Raw genomic sequence first — 22,865 nt, 5'->3', positions numbered from 1 at the left:
AGGAGATCGCCGTGGATACCCTTCCCATCACCACACCGCGCCAAGCTGGCATCTACGTGCGCCAGTCACGCGAGTCGCAGGGAATCACCCGTGCGACCCTCGCTAAAAAGGCCGGTGTTTCGGAGCGCCTGCTCGCATCGCTCGAGCTAGGAGACGCCACCGGCATTCGACTCGACAAGTTGCTGACCGTCTTTAACGCACTCGGCATAGGCCTCTTCGCGCAAAGCGATAACGATTCCATCGCATCGCCCTCCGAACATCCGACAACGATAGTGAACCTCCCTATCGCGAACTCGAATACCCTGCCAAAGCCAAGCGTAGGCAGACGACCCACTCGACAAGGAACGCCATCTTCCTATGGTGCCTTGCTGGCCCAAATCGCAGCCGAGCAAGGCCTTTCCGGCACTTCAAACCTCTCCTTTGGCTGCAAGGTTGTGAAATAAATGGCAGAGATGGAGCTCGCGACCCTCATTTGTGGCGAAATCGCCGGCATTCTCCGGCAAGACGAGCATGGACTCTGCAGCTTTGCATACGCCCCAACCTATCGCGGAGCACCGTTATCGCTAACAATGCCGCTTTCCAATCGCACGTATGGCCATAACATCGTCCGCCCGTTCCTATTTGGCCTTTTGCCCGACAGTCAAGAGCAGCGTCGCGCTATTGCCACCGAGCATGATGTTGCATCCAACAACCCCGTCGCCCTCTTGTGCCATATCGGTCTTGACTGCGCGGGGGCCGTTCAGTTTTGTCGAGCCGATCAATTAGACGCCGCCCGCGGCAGGGTCTCGGCATACCGCCCGCTTACCAATTCTCAAATCGCTCACAAGCTCAAAGCAATTCGCGATGACGAAAGAGAGACATGGATGGGCTCCAACGAAAGCTGGTCCCTGGGCGGCAACCAAGGCAAATTTGCACTAGCTTGGCATGATGGACAATGGTGCGAATGTCTAGGGTCATCCCCCACTACCCATATCTTCAAAAATGGTGTCGTTGGGTTCAAACATCAGGCCTTAAACGAATTCGTCTGCATGAAAACAGCTCGGCGTGTTGGCATTCCAACTGCCAACGTCTCCTATTGCACATTTGAAGACGAAGCTGCGCTCGTCGTTGAACGGTACGACAGAATGGTCAATAGCAGCGGAAATATCGAAAGGCTGCATCAGGAGGACTTTTGCCAGGCACTCGGTGTATTGCCAACCCAGAAATACACCGCCGACGGAGGACCAACTACACGAGACATCCAAGAACGACTGATTAACACAGTCCCCCACCACATGAATCTTGTGCTTTTTACCTATATGTTGTTCTATAACGCCATTATCGGAGCGCCTGACGCACACGCTAAAAACTACTCGCTCATCCTAGGCAAAGGCACAAACGCGGCGCTCGCACCCATGTACGATGTCGCATCGGGCTTAGCATACGAACGTATGCGGCGAAAAGCGCGCCTTGCCATGAGCGTTGGCGGCGAAAATCGTGTGGGGCGCATCGGTCCAGGCGCTATCCGCCGATACCACGGTATGGGAGACCCCGCGCTGGAGGCGACGCTCACCGATGCCGGGCTATCCGAGAAGTTTTGCTTTGCGACCATGATGGACCTCGCCTACGAGGTGCCCATTTGCATGGAAGAGGTCATGGACGAATACGCCGACCTGCCCGGCATGGCGGACCTGCGCGAGCATATGCTCGGCCCCGTCCGCGAAAACTGCCAGCGCACCCTCGACCTCATCAGGGCAGAAATGGACTAGACACCAGACTATTTCCCATTTTTCAAACAAAAAAGAGGGGCACCCGTCGCAAAAGACCGGGTGCCCCCTCTCGTAATGTCATTTGCAATCTGCTAGCACGTGACTCGGACTGCTGCTAGCGCAACCTTTACGCGGCAAGGCGCTTGAGGACGTCGATGAGCAGCTCGTAGAAGCGCTCGGCAGAAGCGAGCTCCATGCTCTCGTCCGGGGTGTGGACATCGGAGAGCGTCGGGCCCACGGCGATGGCATCCAGGCCGTGCAGGGCCTCGGCAAACAGGCCGCACTCAAGGCCGGCGTGAATGGACTCGATGCGCAGCTCGGAGCCAAAGAGCTCTCGATAGCTCTCGACAAAGACTTCGCGGACCGGCGAATGCTCGGCATAGCTCCAGCCGGGATACTCAAACTCAAACTTGGCGTCGAAGCCCAGGACATCGGCCAGCGTCTGCAGACGGTCCTTGAACTCGTTCTGCAGCGAGGTGATCGAGGAGCGCGGGGACAGCATGATCTTAACCTCGTCGTCAGAAGTGGCAACCACACCGATGTTGGAGGAAACCTCGACGGAGCCGTCGGTGGCGACGTTGCGGCGAATCACGCCGTTAGGGGCAAGACGCAGGGCGCGGATGAGGGCAAGCGCGGACTTCTGGTCCATGGCCTCGACCTCGGCGTCGTCGGCAATCTCGACGGTGCAGGTAAAGCCGGGGTCGAAGACCTCGAGCTCGGCAGTGACGTCGGCGATGATGTCCCTTGCGATCTGGGCCGCCGCCTCGGCGGCAGCATGGCCGGCGTAGACCAGAACAGCCTTGCACTCACGGTTGATGGCGTTGTCCTTGGTGCCACCGTTAAAGCTGACGATGGCGGGCTCGCCGGCGACCATCAGGCGGTCGATGATGCGGGCCATGATGAGGTTGCCGTTGCCGCGCTCCAGATTGATATCGCTGCCGGAGTGGCCGCCCAGCAGGCCGGAGATGTCGAGCGTGAGGGTGCTACCGGTCTTGTGCTCGCGCGCGATCGGGCAGGTGTAGGTAACGACGACACCGCCGGCACAGCTGACGGTGGCAACGCCCTCTTCCTCGGAGTCAAGGTTAATCATGGTGCGGGCGCTAATCTGGGACTTGTCGAGCGTCTCGGCGCCGACCAGGCCAGTCTCCTCGTCGGTGGTGAACACGCACTCGAGGGCCGGATGGGCAATCGAATCGTCGTTGAGCACGGTAAGCATAAGCGCGACGGCGATACCATTGTCGGCGCCCAGAGTGGTGCCGTTAGCGGTGAGGACACCGTCCTTGACGACCAAGTCGATACCGTCGGTCGTAAAGTCGTGCTCGACGGAACCCAGCTTGTCACACACCATGTCGATGTGACCCTGCAGCATTACGGTCGGGGCATTCTCGGCACCGGCAGATGCGGGCTTGCGAATGATAACGTTGTAGACCTCATCCTGATACACATCGAGGCCACGCTCCTTGGCAAACGCAACCAGAAAATCGCTGATGCCCTTCTCGTTGCCAGACCCACGGGGGATCGCGCTGACCTCCTCAAAGAAATGGAACAGCTGGGCGGGCTCGTAGCCGGTAATCTTGTAGTCCATGGTGCCTCCTTGGCGCAACTGGTTAGACAATAAGACATGCGCCTTGTATATTCCCAGACTTTACGTGCATAAACCAGTCGAAAACGCCGAGCGCCCTCGCATCATCGGCTAACGGTGGACCGCATAGCGTAACGGTCACAACTTCGCAGTTCTACAAATCGAGGCGCCCTTGCCAGAGCGCCTCGATTGCGCGTATCAAATTGTCGCCACGCCCTACAGCGCGCCAGAGCCGGCTTGCATCATGCCGCCGGGGCCCGAGGTCACGCCGCCGCTCACGGGCGCGGCGTTGCCGGTGTGCGGTGCCGCCGGAGCGGTATCGCCACCGAGCGTGCCCGCCGGACGCGGTGCCGGGATCTCGCCCGTGCCGTGGCTAAAGACAAACTTGCCATCGGCCACGTCGCACAGGACGGTATCGCCCTCGCCCCACTCGCCGGCCAGAAGCTCCTCGGACAGCGGGTCCTCGATGAGCTTTTGGATGGCACGGCGCAGCGGACGCGCACCGTTGGTGAGGTCGGTGCCCTCGGCCACGATCTTGTCATAGGCCGCATCGGTGAGCTTGATGTTCATGCCGTTGGCAATCAAACGCTGACGCAGGTCGTCCACCAGCAGGTGAGCGATCTTGGTGAGATTCTCGCCCGAGAGCTTCTGGAACACCACGATGTCGTCGATACGGTTGAGCAGCTCGGGGCGGAACAGGCGCTTGAGCTCGCCCATCGCGCGACCACGGATCTCACTCGACGTGAGACCCTGCTCGCCGGTGGTGCCAAAGCCAACGCTCGCATCCTGCGCAATCTCGCGGGCGCCCACGTTGGACGTCATGATGATCACGGTGTTGCGGAAGTCAACCGTCTTGCCCTGGCTATCGGTCAGACGACCCTCCTCCAGCACCTGCAGCAGGATGTTGAAGATGTCGGGATGCGCCTTCTCGATCTCGTCGAACAGCACGACCGAGTACGGGTGGCGACGAACGGCCTTGGTAAGCTGGCCACCCTCGTCGTGACCGACGTAACCAGGAGGGCTACCGATGAGCTTGGAGACCTCGAACTCGCTACCGAACTCGGACATGTCGAAGCTGATGAGCGCATCCTTGCTGCCAAAGAGGTACTCGGCGAGCGTCTTGGCGAGCTCGGTCTTGCCCGTGCCGGTGGGACCCAGGAAGATAAAGCTGCCGCCGGGGCGACGCGGATCCTTGAGCGGCGAGCGGCTGCGGCGCACGGCCTTGGCAACTGCCTCGACAGCCTCATCCTGACCGATGATGCGCGTCTTGAGCACGCTTTCGGCCTGCAGCAGGCGACGGCTCTCGCTCTCGGTAAGCGAGGACACCGGCACGCCCGAGGTCACGGACACGATATCGGCGATCTGACTCACATCGATGGTGAGCGGACTGGCGTCGAGCTCGGCGGTCCAGGCAGCCTTGGCCTCGGCGAGCTCAATCTCGGCAGCCTTCTGCTGCTCGGTGATCTCGGCGGCCTTGTTCATGTCGTCGCTCTCGGTGGCCTCCTGCGCGGCGGCCTTAAGCTCCTCCACGCGATGCTCGGCCTCACGCACCGGCTCGGGCGCGCGATTCGCGGCGATGCGAGCGCGGGCGCCGGCCTCGTCGATGAGGTCGATGGCCTTATCGGGCAGGAAGCGATCCTGGATGTAGCGGTTGGAAAGGTTCGCGGCAGCCTCGATAGCACCCTGCGTATAGCGCACATGGTGGTGCTCCTCGTAGCGCGGCTTGAGCGCGGTCAGGATCTTGACCGTGTCCTCGACGCTCGGCTCCTCGACATCGATGGTCTGGAAGCGACGCTCGAAGGCCGGGTCCTTGGTGAGGTACTTGCGGAATTCCTCGGCCGTGGTGGCGCCGATAATCTGGAAGGCACCGCGCGCGAGCACGGGCTTGAGCATGGAGCTCGCGTCGATGGAGCCCTCGGCAGAACCGGCACCGATGATGGTGTGCATCTCGTCGATAAACAGGATGACGTCGTCGGCTTCGGTGGCCTCCTGGATCACGTTCTTGAGGCGCTCCTCAAACTCGCCGCGATACTTGGCACCCGCCACGAGGCCCGGCAGGTCGAGCGTCCAGATATTCTGGTTCATGAGGTTCTCGGGCACGTTGCCGGCTGCAATCTGCTGAGCCAGGCCCTCGACGATGGCCGTCTTGCCCACGCCGGGGTCGCCCAGAATAAGCGGATTGTTCTTGGTACGGCGCGAAAGAATTTCCATCATACGCTGGACTTCCTTTTCGCGACCAATTACAGGGTCGAGCTCGCCGTCGCGCGCCTTCTGCGTGAGGTTGGTCGCGAACTGCTTAAGCGTATCGGTGCCACTCCCCTTTTGCTGAGAGGCATCCGAGCCGCTAAAGAACGGCAGGCCCGCACCGGGACGACCAGCACCGGCGCCGGCGAGCGGACGCTTCTTGTCCTGGTCCTTGGCGGTGAGTTTCTCGATAGCCTTTTTGATGGAGGCGGACGACACACCCAGGCGCATGAGGATGTCCATGGCCATGCCGTTGCCCTCTTCGACGATGCCGATCAGCAAGTGCTCGGTCGACACGTAGGTCTGGTTGTTCTCACGCGCCACGCGGAATGAACGCTCCATCACGCTAATGACGAGCGGCGTAAAGGCGAGCTTGGCCGCCTCGGTCTCCTCACTGGGCTCGGGAACCGTGGTCTGGACCTCTTTGAGAGTATCCATGATGTCATCGTAGGAGATGTCGAGCGAGCGCAGCGCCTCGGCGGCAATGCCCTCGTCCTCCTTGGCAAGCGCGAGCAGCAGGTGCTCGGTGCCCACCTTATTTGAATGAAGATCGAGCGCCTCTTGCTTGGCCATGGACATGACCTTACGCGCGCGATCGGTAAATCTATCTAACATGCTCGTTTCCTTACATGAGTTCATCGAAATCAAAACGCCCGCCCGTCGGCGGCGCTTTTGTCTCTTTACCCACAGGTTGTCTATGTTAACAGCTGGAGGAATATCTATAAACCCGGCTCACATGAATGCAGGTTATGACCGCATCGCGGGACTCACCGCGCGATGCGCGACAGGCGCCCCGCAAGAGAAACCCTAGGCGTCTTTCACCACGTCGGGACTCGTCGCACGCGATGCGCGATAGGCATCGGCCTCCTTGGAGACGCGTTCGAGCAGCTCGGATGTATCGACGCCCTCGACTTGCGCGACCGTTTCCACCGTCTGCATGGCGACCGCCCTCAGGTACGCGCACGCGCTGTCCCCCAGCTGCTCGAGGTCCATCTCCTCGCCGCCCTCCCGGGCAAAGCCGACCGCCATCACAAAGCCCATGATGCCCGAGACCAGAAAGCCCACCGCAAAGCTCGAATCTGCCTTGAGCTCTTCTCCGTCGGGGTGGACGATCTCTCTCACGCGGTCGATGATGATCGTATGGATGCCCTGCACGACCTGCTCGGCGGCACCCGCCCTCATGGTGATGACGATGCGCCGCAGCAGGCAGCGGACGTCGCGCCGGTCGAACGCCGAAAGGTCGCCCTCGCTCGAAAAATGCCAGAGGGCATCGGTGATGAGCTCGTTATCCTGCAGCAGCTGGGCTATGGCGATGGCGACGAGTTCATCGAAATCGTGAAAATAGTAGTAAAACGTTCCGCGATTGCACTGGGCGGCGCGGGTCACCTCGCCAACCGACAGCTCGAAGATGCTGTTGTTCTCGATGAGCTCCCAAAACGCCTCGATGATACGGGTGCGTGCATCGGGCGCATCGGCGTCCTTACGCGGTCTCGCCATGCGCCTCACCGCACCCCTGCGCCTTGGCGTTCATGATGAGCATCTGAAGACGGTTCTCCACGTTGGCGAAGCTCACGTCGGGATCGTAGTCGAGCGGCAGGAACTGCGCCGTGGGATACTGCTCCTTGAGCGCATGGATGAGCCCGCGCCCCACGACATGGTTGGGCAGACACCCGAACGGCTGCAGGATCACGAAGTTGCGGCAGCCGCGCTTGGCGTGCTCGAGGATCTCCGCCGGAATCAGCACGCCCTCGCCCGCATCGAACGTATGGTGCAGGATCTTATCGCTCGCGCGCACGAGCTCGGGCATGCGCGTCGGCGGCTCGTAGAGCGGGCTCGCCGCGCCCAGGCGGTCGCAACGGTCGTGCGCGAGCTCGAACAGGTTGTCCGCCGTGGCGTACCAGGCCTTTTCGGGCAGCGACAGGTCGACGTGGAACTCGCGCGACTGCGCATGCTTGTAGAAATAGGTCTTGCGGATCACGTCGGTCATGCGCGCCTCGATGACCTCGAGCCCGTTGTCCTCGAGGTAGCGCTCGATCTCGTGGTTGGCGCCGAGATGGAAATTGAGCAGGTACTCGCCCACGATGAGAACGGTCGGATGCGGGTTCGAGCGGTCGTACGGAACGGCGTCCATGATCGCAAGCGCGCGTTTGAAGCCCGTCGCCTGGCCTCTCAGCCCGGAGCGCTCCATGCCCTCGATAACCTCATCGAGCGCGCGGTCGAACGCAGCGTCCGCCGCGCCCTTCTCGAGCTCGTAGGGACGGATGCGCCTAAGTATGGCCTCGAGGGCATCGATCATGGGAAGACCGTAGGCGATCTGGATGCTCGGGCCAAGGCCGAGCTTGAAGCCCGGATGCGCATTGTGGGCATCGACGTCGTCGTTGGTGAGCACCGGGACATAGTCGTATCCCGCGTCGTCGAGCGCGCGGCGCAGCAGGGGCATGTAGTGCGTCAGGCGGCAGTCGCCGATATACTTGCCAGTCACCACGGCGACGTCGTGCGGGTCGTACTTACCGCTCTCGAGTGCCGCGAGCGCCTCGCCGATCACGATTTGCGCGGGGAAGCAGATGTCGTTGTGCACATAGCGTTTGCCCAGGCGGATGGCATCCTCGCGCCCGATATCAAGGGCCTCGGCGCGCACGCCCTGATTGCGCATCGCCGCGGTCATGAGCCTGCAGAACGCATGGGAGGTGTTGGGGACCAGCGCGATCTTGTCGTGCCGGTCGCGCTTGGTGTACTTGACCTTATACGGGTCGTCGAGCGGATGGACCGCGTGCACCCGGGCGCCCTCGGCACGCTCCTCCGCGCGACGACGGTTGACCGACTCGATAAACGAACGCACGCGAATGCCCATGGGACCGGCGACGTCGCTCTCATCGAGCTTGATCATCATCGGAACCTTGGAGCCCATCTCGCCCATCATGCGCGCGATCTCGTCGGTGAGATACGCATCGTGGCCGCAGCCGAAGCTGCCCATCTGCACGAGCTCGAGCTCGGGCGTCGATGCGACGATGACCGCGCACGACAGCATGCGCGCATGGTAGTTGTTCACGATGTCGATGCGGCTGTTGGAAAGATCGACGTTGCAGACCCCCGGCACCGCATCGGGCGTCAGCACGGGGATGCCGCGCTCAGAAAAGAGCTTGGGCAGCCCGTGGTTGACCAGCTGGTCGTTGTGGTACGGGCGCGAAGCGATCACCACCGCGTAGCCGCCGTCCTCGCGCACGTTCTCGAGCACCTGCCTGCCGCGCAGCTGCAGCTGGTTCTCAAACGTCTGCTGCGCGCGGTCCGCCTGCTCGGTCGCCTTGGCAACCAGGTCGGCATCGATATCGAAGGTCTCCTTGCACCACGCCTTGAGCTGGCGGTTTCGGTCGCCCTCGTCGTACCAGTGGAACAGCGGCGTATCGAACGGAACGCCGAAACGCTCCTCCGGGTTATCGGAATTGCGCATCACGTAGGGGTATCCCTTTACGACGGCGCACATCCACTCGCTGGTAGAGGCGGTGTTTTCGGTGGGCACCGTCGTGATGATGGGCATGAAGATGCGGTCGACGCCGGCGTCGACGAGATTGCGGATGTGCCCGTGGACGAGCTTGGCCGGGAAGCACACGGTGTCGGATGTGACGTGCGCCAGACCGCGCTCGTACATCGCCTTGGTGCTGCGTCCCGAGACGCGCACCTTAAAGCCGAGCGTGCTGAAGAACGTCGACCAGAACGGCATGGTGTCCCAGAACTCGAGCACACGGGGAATGCCGATCGTGACATCGCGCCCCCCGCAGACGGGAACCGTGGGGTACGACTCGAACAGCAGCTTCTCGCGGTCGACAAAGAGATTGGGGGCAGCCGCGGTCCGGTCGCGCCCCGTGCCGGGTGCCTGTGCCTCGCAAGCACCCTGCGGACGCAGCTCCTCCGCCGCGGGAACCTCGCGCACGAGCTCATCCCATGAGATGGCGCCGCCGCGCGGGCAGCGATTGCCCGTGACGTAAAGCGAGCCGTCGCCAAATGCCACGACCGCGCGCTGGCAGCGGTTGTTGCACCGACGGCAGGTAACGCCGCCGAACTCGCGATGCTCGAAGCGCTCCACGGCATCGAGCCCGATAAACGACGTGCCGGCGTCGCCCTTGCGGCATTCCTCGCGCGCGAGCAGGGCGATACCGATAGCGCCCATCAGCCCCGGGTGGGGCGCACGCGTGACGGGTTTGCCCAGATACTGCTCGAATGCGCGCAGCACCGCGTCGTTTCGGAATGTGCCGCCCTGGACGACGACTTTGTCGCCCAGACGGTTGAGATTTGAAACGCGAATGACCTTGGTGAACACGTTCTCGATAATCGAACGGCAGAGACCGGCCATGATGTCGCCCGGACCCTTACCGCGCCGCTGCTCGGAAACGACGCTGCTGTTCATGAACACCGTGCAGCGGCTGCCGAGAACGGCGGGGGCTTTGGACGAAAATGCCTCGGTCGCGATATCCTCAACGGCTATTCCGAGGTTTTTGGCAAAACCCTCGAGGAACGAGCCGCAGCCCGCAGAGCACGCCTCGTTGACGACGATATCGGTCAGCACGCCGTGGTTGAGCCAGATGGCCTTCATATCCTGTCCGCCGATGTCGAGCACGAAGGTCGCATCGGGAACGCATGCGCACGCGGCGCGGGCGTGCGCGACCGTCTCGACCGTATGGTAGTCGGCGTGGAACGCACGCGCGAAAAGCTCCTCGCCGTATCCCGTGGTGCCCACGGCATCGATCGCAAGCGTGACTCCCGCTGTCTCCCAGCGGTTCTTCAAGCTGACAAGACCCTGTTGGGCGACGTCGAGCGGTCTGCCGTTATTAGACGCGTAGAACGAATCGACAAGCTCACCCGCCTCATCGACCAGGGCGAACTTGGTCGTCGTGCTCCCCGAATCGATACCGAGCGCCACACGCACCGTCTCTCCGGGCGCATACGCATCCGGACCCTTTGCCGGCGTCTCATTGCCATGGCGTGCCGTAAAATCCGCCTGCTCGGCAGGTGTGGCAAAAAAGGGCTGGGCAAGACGTCCCTCCCCGCTTGCGGGCGCGACCGTCTCGAGCTTATCCAGCCGGACAAAAGCGTCGGGAAGGTCGATCGGTTGGGACGATGCGAACATGTCGGTCAGCGACAGGGCGGCACCGCGCGCGACCATGATCTGCGGATCGCGCGGGACGATAACCTGATCGTCCGATAGATTCAGTTGCTCCCGGAACACGCGGACCAGCGTGGGGTTGTAGGCGAGCGTACCGCCCTCGAAGATTACCGGCGGCTCGATGTCGATACCCTGGGCCAGACCGCCGATCGTTTGGCGGGCGACCGCGTGAAGCGCCGAAAGCGCCAGGTCGGTGGTAGGAATGCCCTCGTTGAGCAGCGGCTGGATATCGGTCTTTGCGTACACGCCGCAGCGGCCCGAGACCTCGTGGACGGTCGTTCCCCGGCTTGCGAGCTGCTCGAACTCGCCCGATTCGGTGCCGACCCCCATGAGCTTTGCCATCTCGTCGATAAATGCACCGGTACCGCCTGCGCACGAGCCGTTCATGCGCATGTCGGCAACCTCGATGTCTCCCTTATCGTTGGTGCGGAAGAAGATCATCTTGGCGTCTTGGCCGCCCAGCTCGATGGCGCAGCGCGTCTGCGGATAGAACCTGCTGATCGCGAGCGCGTTGGCGACCACCTCCTGAACGTACGAGGCGCCCAGCGCGGTCGCGATATCGCGCGCACCCGAGCCGGTCACCGCAACGCGCAGCGACTCATGGGGAAAGCGCTCGGCGAGCTCGCCGAGCATGGCGCGCACGCTTGCTGTCTGACACGCCCCGTGGCGGCGATATCCCCACCACGCCTCGGTCATATCCTCGTGCATCGCGTAAACTTTGGTCGTCGTCGACCCTACGTCCAGTCCTACTAGCAACGCCATAATGCTCCGTCTCTCGCATTTTTCCTGCTAGAGATATACCACTCTACGTAATACAACAGACTGTTGTATTTAAACTCCGTATAAATAGCGGCTGCCGAAACGCTTCAGCAGCCGCCGAATGCACCAACAGATTGTTCTGCGCGCTAGCACGTCGGGCAACGGAGCAGCACGGGCCCTCCGGTCATGTGCACCGCTCACGCCCGCGATGTCGCCGAGAGAGCTATCCACGCTTAGGGCTCCAACCAAGCAAGTCGCCCGCGCTCAGCAGATCCCTAAGCGAGCTACTCGCACTCAGGAGCCATAGCCTGCTCCAAGAGCTCGGCATGCTCCTCCTCGAAAACCGTCCCCACAGGGAAGGCGCGACGGAAGACGAAGTGGGAAATCGGACCGGCTACCAAAAGGTTCCACGGCAGCGCCATCACAAAATTATGCGGGATGTTGATCATCCAGATCGCGGGCACGGAATACAGGTTCGCAAGGATGCCGCCGGGCATGTGCGTCAGACCCTCGCAGGCACCGTACAGCGACATGATGATGACCATGGGAACGACCATGCAGGAGCTGACGGCAAGCGTCATGGCAAGCGGCGAGCTCTTACCCGGCGTGACCAAGTACTTAAAGGCGAAACCCTTGGCGAGCGGGCTGGCGACGAACCAGTCGCAGCACATGGCAAAAATGTAGGCAACGGGGAAGCCGAGCCACGCAGCGGCAACGACCTCGCCGTTGATGGCCCCGTGCTGCAGGGCAACGTTGTAGATGCTCATCCAGAGCACCATGCAAAAGCACATGATAAAGGTGAACAGCAGGCTCTCTCGTTTGTTGATAGGCATATAGGGCAGATTCCTCTCTGTGTTGTACCGCGGCGCCACGCAACAAAAACGGGCGGGCAAGATGGAGCTGTTGGAACTTCATCTCGTCCGCCCGTGGTACGCGCGTCTGCGACTACTTATGGGGTGGAACCAGCCTAGCACGAAACGCATGCGCTTCGTAAGCGTTGAGTTTATGAAGATGCAGGGCATCAATAATCCCCCGACCCCATAAGTTGCGGTGGAATACGGACTGTTTTGACCCTTTAAGCAGCAATTCAGTCCCTATTTCACCGCAACTCATTTGGTGCAAAGTGACCTGTCCCCCTTGTACTAATTAGCTGGTGTGGCGCCAGCGAGGGTCGGTGAGCGTACGCGCCACACCCAGACCAACGGGCAAAAACGCCACGATGAGCACCGCACGCACAAACCAGCCGAGCATATTGACCGTGTCGAAGGTGCACATGTAATACATCGAGCGATACAGATACAAGCCAGGCACCATAATGACAATCGATGGCACCGTGAGGGCGATACGCGGGTAGGTGAGCTTGATTTCGGCTAAGCTCGCGAGCAACCCCGATACCAGTGCGCCGATAAACGCTGCTGCCTCGGGAGGCATACCTGCGCTCAGGCCCAGGAAAGGAAGTATCGTCGGCGCATCGACGAGCGTAAGGCGCAAGGTATTGGACACGGCGCCGATGAGCCCTGCCGCCGCTGCCATCTTTACCGGGCTGTTGAACATAACCGAGAAGCCAAATACACCGATAAAGCTCATCAGTATGCGCAAGAGCGTAAGAGCCAACGGTGAGAGGCCGAGCGGGGCGAAGTCATCCGGCGCCAGTCCCACACACTCAGCAACCATCCAACCTACGAGGGTCGCCATCACAATAATCGACACAGCATACGAAAGACGCTCGATACCGCTTCGCATGTCAAGCTTAGCGATGTCGAGGCCTGCCGTAATGAGGGGAAAGCCGGGAATCACAAAGAGCATGGCGCCGATATAGCCTTCTTGGTGCGACATTGCCCCTGGAATGACCTGGCTAAGGCCGAGCAATGCCAGCAGATACGAAACGCAAGCGAGCGCAACGCCAGTCGTCAGCGCGCTGAACTGGCCAAGACCCTGCTTGAGAATATGGGAGCGAGCAAAGTTGCCGACACCAGCGCCTACGAACGCGCAGGCCATCTCGATAGGGCCGCCGCCGAGCAAAAAGACGAAGGCGCCACAAGCACAGGCCGCCGCAAGACCCTGTTGCCAGGGAGCGTAATCGGGCTTTGATCTCTCAACGGTCTTGAGCATCTCGTGGTACTCGTGCACGGTAAACCGGCGCCCATAAATCTCGATTTCCTTTAAGAAGCTCTCCATCATCCAAATGCGATGAGTATTGACTCCCGTTGTGGGCAGGCTGACAACCTCGTTAAAGCAGTGGCCATCTTCGATGCAGGTGCACTCAAACGACAGAAGACTCAGGTCGACGTGAATCGTAACGCCGAGCACGGCGGCAACACGATTCATGGTATCGCGCACGCGCCAGGCACCTGTTCCGCTCGCCAGCATAAGCATGCCGGTGCGGCAGATGATGGATGACTTATCGGTGAGCGGCGCATCGACAGCAAGCTCATCGCCTGCCGTCACGATCTGGTGCCAGTCAGTTTTCATATGGAGCGCGCCGGCACGAACGCCGTGGTGCATGGGAGCTCTCGAAAGCAGCGAGTCAAGGCGCGAAGGCTGTGGGGGCTCCGTTGATTCGCCCTCGTCCTCGTCGGGCTCTTCATCGACCAAATCAAATGAGTCAAGCGGTGCCGGCTCGCGACGATCGATCAGCTCCTCATCCTCATCGTCAAAGTAATTGAACTGATCGAGCATGTCCTCTTCGATTGCACGCTCGCTCGCGTCGTCCATATAGACACTCCCTTCCTACCGACTAACCCCCATCCTAAGCAGCAACGGCTAAAGGAAACATAAAAGAGACGGCTGTCATGCGAGCCATGCGCGCAATAGCCATTGAGTAGTCATTGGGGACGTTCTTGAATGACTAGTCGTTTAAGAACGTCCCCAATGACTACATCGATGTTTTGGCAACGCCAGCGAGCGGGTCGCATTTGTGACAAGGTGACGTGAAACGAAAGGGCGCTGACCTTCTGGTCGCGCCCTTGAAGTTGAACGTCAGATTGTCCAAATGCGGCCCGCGCAGCGTCGAGCCGTTACGCGGTTCGTAGAACCGCGTAACTAGTTAGTACATCTTTGCGCCGGCGGGGATGGAAGCGTCGAGCTGGATCAGGTTGAGACGCTCCTCGCCCTCCTCCTCGTGGATGGCACTGATGAGCATGCCACAGCTGGGAATGCCCATCATCTTGCGCGGAGGCAGGTTGGTGATGGCGAGCAGGGTCTTACCGACCAGGTCCTCGGGCTCATAGTATCCATGGATGCCGGAGAGGATGGTGCGGTCGGTGCCGGTGCCGTCGTCGAGCGTAAAGTTCAGCAGCTTCTTGGACTTCTTGACGGCCTCGCATGCCTTGACCTTCACAGCGCGGAAATCGCTCTTGGAGAAGGTATCAAAGTCGACGAACTCCTCAAACAGCGGCTCAACGGCGATCTTGGAGTAATCGAGCGTGGGCTTAAGCGACTTAACGAATGGGCTCGCGGCGTTGCCGGCCTCGGCAGCCTTGGCGGCAGCGGCACCGGACTGGAAACCCTTCTCGGGCTTCATGTGCGGGAACAGCAGCACGTCGCGGATGGAAGCCTGGTTGGTAAGCAGCATGACCACGCGATCGATGCCGATGCCGATGCCGCCCGCGGGAGGCATGCCGTACTCGAGAGCGCGCACGTAATCCTCGTCGTACTCCATGGCCTCATCGTCGCCGCCGGCCTTCTCGGCCATCTGGGCAGCGAAGCGCTCGGCCTGGTCGACCGGGTCGTTGAGCTCGGAGAACGCGTTGGCGTACTCGTGGCCGGCAATAACCAGCTCAAAGCGATGCGTCAGGCGCGGGTCGTCCTCAAAGCGCTTGGCAAGCGGGCTGACCTCGATGGGGTAATCGCACACGAAGGTCGGGTTGACGATGGTGTCCTCGCCCAGCTCATCGTAGATCTCGGCGATGATCTTGCCGGCGGTCCACTCGGGCTTAATCTCCAGGCCCTTCTCGCGCGCGGCGGCAGCAAGCTCCTCGACCGGCGTGTCGATGGTAACCTGCTTGCCGAGCACATCGGAGACGATGTCGGTCATGGGACGGCTGGCCCACTCACCAGAAAGGTCGATGGTCTGGCCCTGGTACTCGATGACCTCGGGGTTGCCGATGGCCTTGTTAGCCGCCTTAATGACACCCTGGGCGAGCGCCTTCATGCCCTCGAGGTCGGAGAAGGCACGGTAGGCCTCCATCGTGGTGAACTCGGGGTTGTGGGTGAGGTCCATGCCCTCGTTACGGAAGATGCGGCCGATCTCGAACACGCGCTCAAAACCACCGACGATACAGCGCTTGAGGTGCAGCTCGGTGGCAATACGCAGGTAGCACTCCTGATCGAGCGCGTTGAAGTGGGTAATGAACGGCTTGGCCGTGGCACCGCCCTGGATGGTCTGCAGGATGGGGGTCTCGACCTCCATGTAGCCGTCGGACTCCATAAAGCGACGGAAGGTGGAGAGAATCTGCGAACGTTTACGGAAGGTCTCGCGAACGTCGTCGTTGGCGATCAGGTCGACATAGCGCTGGCGATAGCGGGTCTCCTTGTCGGAAAGACCGTGGAACTTCTCGGGCAGCGGACGAACGGCTTTGGCAAGCAGGGTCGCGCTCTTAGGGGCAACGGAAAGCTGGCCGCGCTGGGTGCGCACGACCACGCCGGTCACGCCCAGGATGTCGCCCAGGTCGAGGGCCTTGAGCGTATTCCAGGCAGCCTCGTCCATGTCGTTGATGCGGCAGAACAGCTGAATCTCGGCAGTCGCATCGCGCACGACGATGAACATGATCTTGCCCTGACCGCGCTTGGCGACCACACGGCCGGCAATCTTCACGACATCCTCGGTGTCCTCACCATCGGCAAGATCGGCGTACTTAGTCTCGATATCGGCGACGTAGTCCTCAAGCTCAGAGTGCTCAGGATAGGGGTTCTGGCCCGCCTCGAACAGGGCGGCGCGCTTGGCCAGGCGGGTGGCGCGCTCATCGTTGAGCGTCGATGCCTGATCGGCGGCGTTCTGGTTCTCTGCCATAAGTTAGCTCCTCAAACTAAAACGCTCCCCAGGATTCGGTCCCAGGGAGCGAAAACATACCTTTACGCGGGACCGTGGTCTAGCGTGCGATCTTGGCGATGGTGTAGACGCGAGTCTTGCCGGAAGGCGTAACGACCTCGACGGAATCACCCTCGCCGTGACCGATGATGGCATGGCCGACCGGAGACTCGTTGGAGATCTTGTGCTCGAGCGAGTTGGTCTCGGTGGTACCAACGAGCGTGACTTCCATGACCTCGCCGTTGGGATCAATCAGCGAAACGGTGGAACCGATGGAGACGGTCAGATCGCCCGTGGTGGCAGCAACCTGAGCGTTGGCAAGAATGGCCTGGATCTCGGCGATACGAGCAGCATTCTGGGCCTGCTTGTCCTTGGCGGCATCGTACTCGGAGTTCTCCGAAAGGTCGCCGAACGCGCGGGCTTCCTTGATGTCCTCGACGATCTCCTTGGCGTAATCGCCCTCACGCCAGGCGAGCTCCTCGACGAGCTTCTGGCGGCCCTCAGCGGTCAGTACGATCTGGCTTGCGTCCATACGGATATCTCCCCAACTATGATGTAACGATCAACTGTCAACAAAAACGAAAAAGACCGGCTAGCCTGCGGGCAAGCCGGTCAGGTGCTCACCCCAAAGGGATGGGACTACTCTGCGTCCGCGTCGCTGTCCTCTGCCTGCTTCTTCTTGGCAGCAGCGAGCTTGGCCTCGAGCTCAGCGATCTCCTTGTCCTCCTCGGACTGCTCGACCACGACCTCCTCGGCCTGCTTGGTCTCGGCCTTATCGTCGCCCTCCATACCCTCGCGGATATTCTTGACGGTAGAGCCGAGAGACTTGCCGAGCTTCGGCAGGTTCTTGGGCCCGAAGATAATCAGGACAACGACGAGAATAATGATGAGCTCAGGAACCCTCAGTCCAAACATGTAGACCTCCACAATACAGCGAGACAAGCTCGAATGAGTATACCGCGGGTATCGCGGTATCACAACAATAGCTAAAAAAAGGGACCGCAAGAAGCGGTCCCTCCTCATGCTCTGGTCGGGTTGACTGGATTTGAACCAGCGACCCCTGCGTCCCGAACGCAGTGCTCTACCAAACTGAGCCACAACCCGTTAGCTCGACTATAGTAACAAAGATTTCCGTCGTGTGCCAGAGAAATTTTTACTTCTTTGGCGCTTCAATGCGAACCGTGTCGGAAACGAGCTCCGTTGCATAAGCCCACCAGCCGTTTTGTTGAGCGTCTGCCGCAAGATTGACTGCCGTGGCGGCGGTATCACAGAGAGCAAACGAGCAGGCACCCGAACCGCACACGTTTACGGCAATGGTACCGTCCTGTGAACGAAGCCAGTCAAGCACCGTTTGAATCCGCGGCTCCATCTGCGCGGAAATGACACCCAGGTTGTTGTGGACGAGCGCGTAGGCCGCCTCTGCGTCTCCCGAGCGAAGGGCAGATGCAATCGCTCCGGGCTTGTCCGCAGGCGCTGGGGTCTCGTCAAAACGTCGATAGGCTTCAATTGTTGAAACGCTTGCCTCGCGCGGCTTGACCAGCACGACGGGTGTCGCGGGTAGTGCGGGGTACTCGGTTGCCAGCACGTCTCCCCCACCCACGTAAAATGCAGGGCTGGCATGCAAAAAGAAGGGAACGTCGGCGCCAATGCCGCGCGCGATGTTGTCCAGCGCGGAATCGGCACGGTCGATACCCCACAGCTCTGCCAAGGCGACAATGACCGCCGCGGCATCCGTCGAAGGACCGCCCAGGCCGGCACACAACGGGATGCGCTTCTCGATCGTGATGCAGACGTTGGCTTCGCGACCATAATGCTCGGCCATAGCAGCGGCCGCACGATACGCCGTATTCTTTTGCATGGGAAAATCGGATGCCGGAATCGTCTGAACGGTCAGCGCCTGTGCCGGCGTAACCGTCACGGTATCGACAAGGCCGACGGCTGCCATCAGGGAATCGACCTTATGGTAGCCGCGGTCGTCACGCTCGGTATGAACCCCCAGATAGAGGTTGATCTTTGCCGGCGCGGAAAGGGTCAGGGACCAATCGGTCACCGCTAGTGCTCCTCGAGCTGATTGCCGAGCGGGGTAAAAATGTGCTCGCCGCTCTCGGGGTCGAACAGCTCGACCTGGCCGGTGAGAACATCAATATACTGGTAGGACTGACGCGACTTGCGGCCACGGCGCTCGTCGACCTCGACGATAAAGACTGCCGGATGGACGCTCTTGATGGTGCCCATGCGCTCGACGACGCGGGTGCGGCCCATGTTGGCCTTCACCTTAACGCGATCGCCCACCATATCGGTCAGCTTCTCGTGGATGTCGTCGACGTGATTGACTTCCATCTCTTCCATGAACAGGGCCTCCAGAAGGTGCAATTCAAAAAGGGGATAATACCCCTAAGATAGACAAAACTCTAATACTATAGCACCCTGCTGCAGTCATATGCAAGCAGCTAAAAAGCCCCGTCCCAAATTGACTACTTACAGGCTATCGGTGTCCAGGACTATGGTGAATGGGCCGTCGTTGACGAGGTCGACCTTCATGTCGGCACCGAAGATGCCATGCGCTACGTGCTCGACGTCCTCGCGCACAAGCGTCAGGAAGTACTCGTAGAGCTCGTTGGCGACATCGGGGGCACCGGCATCCGTAAACGATGGGCGGCGACCGTGGCGGCAGTCGGCGAACAGCGTGAACTGCGACACCACGAGCACCTCGCCGTCGACATCGGCAAGCGCCAAGTTGGTCTTGCCGTTCTCGTCCTCGTTGATACGCAGCCCGCGGAGCTTGCCCCACAGCTTGTCGGCCTCGGCACGCGTATCGCCATGGCCCACACCCAGCAGCACCAGGTAGCCGCGTCCAATGCGGCCCACGCACTCGCCGTCGACCGTCACGCCGGCGTTGAGCACGCGCTGCACCACCGCACGCACGGTCTACTCCTCGCCCGTCAGCTTGGCGGACAGATGCTCGAGCGCGTGGAAACGATGGCTGATGGCGTTCTTCTCGTCAGCCGTCAGCTCGGCCATGGTCTTGCCCGGCGTGTCGACCGGCAGGAACAGCGGGTCGTAGCCAAAGCCGTGATCGCCGCGGCCCTCGTGCGCGATAGCGCCCTCGCAGGCGCCCTCGCCATAGGTGACCAAACCGTCCGTGTCGATGAGCGCGACGACGCTCATAAAGCGCGCAGTGCGGTCCTCGTCGGCCACGCCCTCCAGATTCACGAGAAGCTTGGCGTTGTTGGCGGCATCGTCGCCGTGCACGCCCGCATAGCGCGCGCTATACACACCGGGCTCACCGTCCAGCGCGTCGACGACCAAGCCCGAATCGTCGGCGATGGCCATAAGGCCCGTCTCCTCAACCGCGGCTTGGGCCTTGATGATGGCGTTCTCCAAAAACGTCGTGCCGTTTTCCTCGGGATCCTCAAAATCACCCAGCTGGCCGAGCGCCACAAAGCGCACCTCGGGCATGACCTTGCCCAAAATGGCCTCGATCTCGGTGAGCTTATGGGCGTTGCCCGTTGCCACGACGATGGTCGCCGCCGGGTCGAGGGTGTCGATGTCAATCTTCTCAAGTGCCATGACTGGCCTCCTTGTCTCTAAAGCAATGCCGAGCCGAGGGCAACGAGGGACTCCGCCTCTCCCCTCTCAATCAACGGCAGTCTTGTGTCCAGACGTCTCCACAGGTAAAACCTACCAAAATAAACCTGTCCCTTTTTGGCAGGTTAGGCGATGGCTTGGCGCTGAAGCTCGATGAGCTCGGCGATACCCTTGTCGCCCAGGTCGAGCAGGGCGTTGAGGCGTTTGCGGTCGAAGGGCGCCTGCTCGCCGGTGCCCTGGAGCTCGATCATCTCACCGGTGTCGGTGGCGACGAGGTTCATGTCGACCTCGGCATGGCTGTCCTCGGAATAATCGAGGTCAAGCAGCGTATTGCCGTCGACAACGCCCATGGAGATGGCAGCCACCTGACCGATAAGCGGGATGCGCTCGATCTTGCCCGCCTCGACCCACATGGCGAGGGCGTCGTGCAGCGCCACCCAGGCGCCGGTGATGCTCGCTGTACGCGTGCCGCCATCGGCCTGAATCACATCGCAGTCGACGGTGACGGTGTACTCGCCGAGCGCCTTCATGTTGACGACGGTACGCAGGCTGCGGCCAATGAGGCGCTCGATCTCCATGGAGCGACCCTTGCGGTTGGCGTGCTCGCGCTTGCAGCGCTTGCCGGTCGACGCCGGCAGCATGGCGTATTCCGCGGTCACCCAGCCGGCCTTAGCTCCCTTTCGCCAGCCCGGCACGCCCTCCTCGATAGTGGCGGCGCACAGCACGCGCGTGTCACCGAACTCGGCCAAACACGAGCCGTGGGCGTGCTTCATGACGCCACGGGTGAGCTTAACGGGGCGCAACTCGTTGGCGGCGCGGCCGTTGGCGCGGTTGACCTGCATGTACTCCATAGAAATATCCTTTCGGCAAAATATGTGGCGAAGGCTTTGGCGGCTGCCTTACATCTATTTCAGCTCATCGATATCGATATGTTCGATGCTCTTGAGCGGCTGACCAAAGATAAAGCTGCCCGCCACCGCAAACTCGGCAATGTTATCGGCCGTCGTGGCAAAACGATGCTGCGGCTCGGCGGCGTCGCCCGCCAGCTGCTCGCGGCGCGTGAGGATATCGGTCAGCTCGCGTGTGGTCTCCTCGGCGGAACTCACGACGCGCACCCCAGGCCCCAGCGCATGCCGGATAGGTCCCACCAACAGCGGGAAATGCGTACAGCCGAGCACCACGGTATCGATACCGTGGTCGCGCAGCGGCTCAACCGTGGCACCCACCAGCGCACGCACGGCAGGCGTATCGAAGATGTCCTCGTTCTCAAGCCACTGTTCCTGCAGATGTGCACCCGAGGCGAGTTCGTGTTCGACAACCTCGACAAAGCTCGAGGCAGGACAGCCGTATACATCGACGCCGGCATCCAGATCCTGAATGGCGCGCGTGTAGGCGCCCGAGCGAATGGTGAGGTTGGTGGCGAGCACGCCCACGCGACGCGTACGCGTGCTGTTGATTGCTGCACGGGCACCCGGCGCGATCACACCGATCACGGGAACGTCGAGCACCTGCTGGGCCAGACGCAAGGCCGCAGCGGTCGCCGTGTTGCAGGCGATGACCATAATCTTGACGTCGTGCTTCGAAAGCCAACGACCCGCCTGCAACGCAAACGAGCGCACCTCATCCTCGGTGCGGGTGCCGTAGGGGCAGCGCTTGGTGTCGCCAAAGTAGTAGACGGACTCGTGCGGCAGCGCCGTCGCAATCGCGCGCGCAACCGTCAGACCGCCCAAACCAGAATCGAACACGCCAATCGGGCGCGTGTCGCCTGCCGGATTCTCGATATCGGACATTACCTCACCAGTCTCTCTCGAAAAGACATGTCCAAGTGCAGCGACGCCGCGCTACGAACGCGCCGCGACCAGCAGCTCTGCCGTCGCCGCCCAACCGTCGACAATTTTGCCGCGCGTAACGAAAGCGTTCTCGCAAGCAGCCAGGAACTCGGGCGCGCCGGCGCTCGTCAGGCCATTCTCGACCAGGCAGAACGTGCCCACGTGATCGGCCATGTAGAAGTCGGACTCGGAATCGCCGAGCGCCAACGTCTCCTCGCGCTCGATCCCTAGGTGCTCGCAGAAGCGCGCAATGGCAACGCCCTTGTTGAGGCCGGCGGGATTGATATTAAACGCGCGGCCATCCTCGACGCGTTCGAGCTCGAGCGTCGTCGGTTTGGACAGATGGGTCAGATGGCCGTTGCAGGCCCAGACCAGGCCGCAGCCAGCCTCATCAAGAATGGCCTGGACCTCGTCGTCGGGCACATCGCCGCGCATGCCGACGGTGACCTCGCGGTACTTGTAGCCAGTCGACATGTCGTTGTGATACTCGATCTTGTGCGGCCAGCGGGCGAAGATCTTCTCGCACACGCCGGTCTGCTCGATCACCTGGTGCGGCGTGAGGCCGCAAGAGGAGTCGTAGGGCATGTCGCCGGTCAGATACTCCCAATCGTTGGCTTTGAGGTCGTACATGACCAGGCCGCCCATCTCGCCGATGTAGGAGTTGAGGCCGAGCACGCGCGCGTCCTCGTGGATCATGGTACGGTTGCGGCCCGAGGTGGGAACCACCTGAATACCAGCGCGAGCGAGCGCCACGACGGCCTCGACGAGTTTGGTCGAAGGGTTGCCGTCGTTGTCGCGCAGCACGCACGAGCCGGGCGCGAGCATGGTGGCGTCCAGGTCGGTAAAGACGTACTTAACCTTGGCAAGACGCTCGCGCATCTCGCCCGAAAGCTCAGCGACGGTCGGCAGGGTATTGTGGGACATGGTC

Annotated in this window: 18 protein-coding genes and 1 tRNA gene; 2 read left to right on the top strand and 17 right to left on the bottom strand. The window is 61.2% G+C overall.

All coding sequences use genetic code 11. The annotated features are described in order from the left end of the window. Positions 1-11: 11 nt before the first annotated feature. Entirely contained in the window at positions 12-443 is a 432-nt protein-coding gene (locus tag AAA069_RS08640; protein WP_347479544.1) for a helix-turn-helix domain-containing protein, read from the top strand. Then, positions 444-1,748, top strand: a complete 1,305-nt coding sequence (locus AAA069_RS08635) for a type II toxin-antitoxin system HipA family toxin (protein WP_349128125.1) — start codon at positions 444-446, stop codon at positions 1,746-1,748. It abuts the gene before it with no gap. Between the two features lie 127 nt (positions 1,749-1,875). On the opposite strand, the gene AAA069_RS08630 is transcribed toward AAA069_RS08635, so the two are convergent. The 17 genes from AAA069_RS08630 to AAA069_RS08550 form a co-directional block, all read right to left on the bottom strand. Further along, complete coding sequence (locus tag AAA069_RS08630; RefSeq protein WP_349128124.1) at positions 1,876-3,333, bottom strand: aminoacyl-histidine dipeptidase; 1,458 nt, start codon at positions 3,331-3,333, stop codon at positions 1,876-1,878. A gap of 213 nt (positions 3,334-3,546) precedes the next feature. Next, a complete protein-coding gene (locus AAA069_RS08625; RefSeq protein ID WP_195625121.1) occupies positions 3,547-6,189 on the bottom strand; it encodes an ATP-dependent Clp protease ATP-binding subunit in 2,643 nt (880 codons plus the stop codon). A gap of 192 nt (positions 6,190-6,381) precedes the next feature. Next, positions 6,382-7,071 (bottom strand): TetR/AcrR family transcriptional regulator, encoded by a 690-nt coding sequence (locus tag AAA069_RS08620; protein WP_349128123.1) that lies wholly within the window; start codon positions 7,069-7,071, stop codon positions 6,382-6,384. Then, positions 7,055-11,494: an acyl-CoA dehydratase activase gene (locus tag AAA069_RS08615; RefSeq protein WP_349128122.1), complete on the bottom strand. Its 4,440-nt coding sequence runs from the start codon at positions 11,492-11,494 to the stop codon at positions 7,055-7,057. Before AAA069_RS08615 ends, AAA069_RS08620 begins: the two co-directional genes overlap by 17 nt. A gap of 281 nt (positions 11,495-11,775) precedes the next feature. Further along, a complete protein-coding gene (locus AAA069_RS08610) occupies positions 11,776-12,324 on the bottom strand; it encodes a hypothetical protein (RefSeq protein WP_055285230.1) in 549 nt (182 codons plus the stop codon). A gap of 313 nt (positions 12,325-12,637) precedes the next feature. Next, positions 12,638-14,206 carry a threonine/serine exporter family protein gene (locus tag AAA069_RS08605; RefSeq protein ID WP_349128121.1) on the bottom strand — a complete coding sequence of 523 codons (1,569 nt, stop codon included), beginning with the start codon at positions 14,204-14,206 and terminating at the stop codon, positions 12,638-12,640. A gap of 331 nt (positions 14,207-14,537) precedes the next feature. Further along, entirely contained in the window at positions 14,538-16,502 is a 1,965-nt protein-coding gene (lysS, locus tag AAA069_RS08600) for a lysine--tRNA ligase (RefSeq protein ID WP_349128120.1), read from the bottom strand. A 79-nt stretch (positions 16,503-16,581) separates the two neighbouring features. Continuing rightward, positions 16,582-17,052 (bottom strand): transcription elongation factor GreA, encoded by a 471-nt coding sequence (greA, locus tag AAA069_RS08595; protein WP_006234960.1) that lies wholly within the window; start codon positions 17,050-17,052, stop codon positions 16,582-16,584. A gap of 107 nt (positions 17,053-17,159) precedes the next feature. Further along, a complete protein-coding gene (tatA, locus tag AAA069_RS08590) occupies positions 17,160-17,435 on the bottom strand; it encodes a twin-arginine translocase TatA/TatE family subunit (RefSeq protein WP_349128119.1) in 276 nt (91 codons plus the stop codon). A 112-nt stretch (positions 17,436-17,547) separates the two neighbouring features. Then, positions 17,548-17,624: transfer RNA gene (locus AAA069_RS08585), tRNA-Pro, on the bottom strand. Between the two features lie 49 nt (positions 17,625-17,673). After that, positions 17,674-18,570 carry a 4-(cytidine 5'-diphospho)-2-C-methyl-D-erythritol kinase gene (gene ispE / locus AAA069_RS08580; protein WP_349128118.1) on the bottom strand — a complete coding sequence of 299 codons (897 nt, stop codon included), beginning with the start codon at positions 18,568-18,570 and terminating at the stop codon, positions 17,674-17,676. Between the two features lie 2 nt (positions 18,571-18,572). Further along, on the bottom strand, positions 18,573-18,869 hold the full coding sequence (locus AAA069_RS08575) for a Veg family protein (RefSeq protein ID WP_006234957.1): 297 nt from the start codon (positions 18,867-18,869) through the stop codon (positions 18,573-18,575). 129 nt (positions 18,870-18,998) lie between these two features. Then, entirely contained in the window at positions 18,999-19,445 is a 447-nt protein-coding gene (dtd, locus tag AAA069_RS08570; protein ID WP_117848025.1) for a D-aminoacyl-tRNA deacylase, read from the bottom strand. A gap of 3 nt (positions 19,446-19,448) precedes the next feature. Then, positions 19,449-20,090: an RdgB/HAM1 family non-canonical purine NTP pyrophosphatase gene (gene rdgB, locus AAA069_RS08565; protein ID WP_089572533.1), complete on the bottom strand. Its 642-nt coding sequence runs from the start codon at positions 20,088-20,090 to the stop codon at positions 19,449-19,451. A gap of 143 nt (positions 20,091-20,233) precedes the next feature. Continuing rightward, positions 20,234-20,959 carry a ribonuclease PH gene (gene rph / locus AAA069_RS08560; RefSeq protein ID WP_195232425.1) on the bottom strand — a complete coding sequence of 242 codons (726 nt, stop codon included), beginning with the start codon at positions 20,957-20,959 and terminating at the stop codon, positions 20,234-20,236. Positions 20,960-21,013: 54 nt separating this feature from the next. After that, positions 21,014-21,898: a glutamate racemase gene (gene murI, locus AAA069_RS08555; protein ID WP_035137557.1), complete on the bottom strand. Its 885-nt coding sequence runs from the start codon at positions 21,896-21,898 to the stop codon at positions 21,014-21,016. Between the two features lie 51 nt (positions 21,899-21,949). Beyond that, a complete protein-coding gene (locus AAA069_RS08550) occupies positions 21,950-22,861 on the bottom strand; it encodes an HAD-IIB family hydrolase (RefSeq protein ID WP_349128117.1) in 912 nt (303 codons plus the stop codon). Between the last annotated feature and the right edge of the window lie 4 nt (positions 22,862-22,865).

The sequence above is a fragment of the Collinsella sp. CLA-SR-H006 genome, assembly GCF_040097075.1.
Classification (GTDB): Bacteria; Actinomycetota; Coriobacteriia; order Coriobacteriales; family Coriobacteriaceae; genus Collinsella.
Note: the sequence above shows the minus strand (reverse complement) of the source record. Positions and strands in the feature narration are given on the sequence as shown.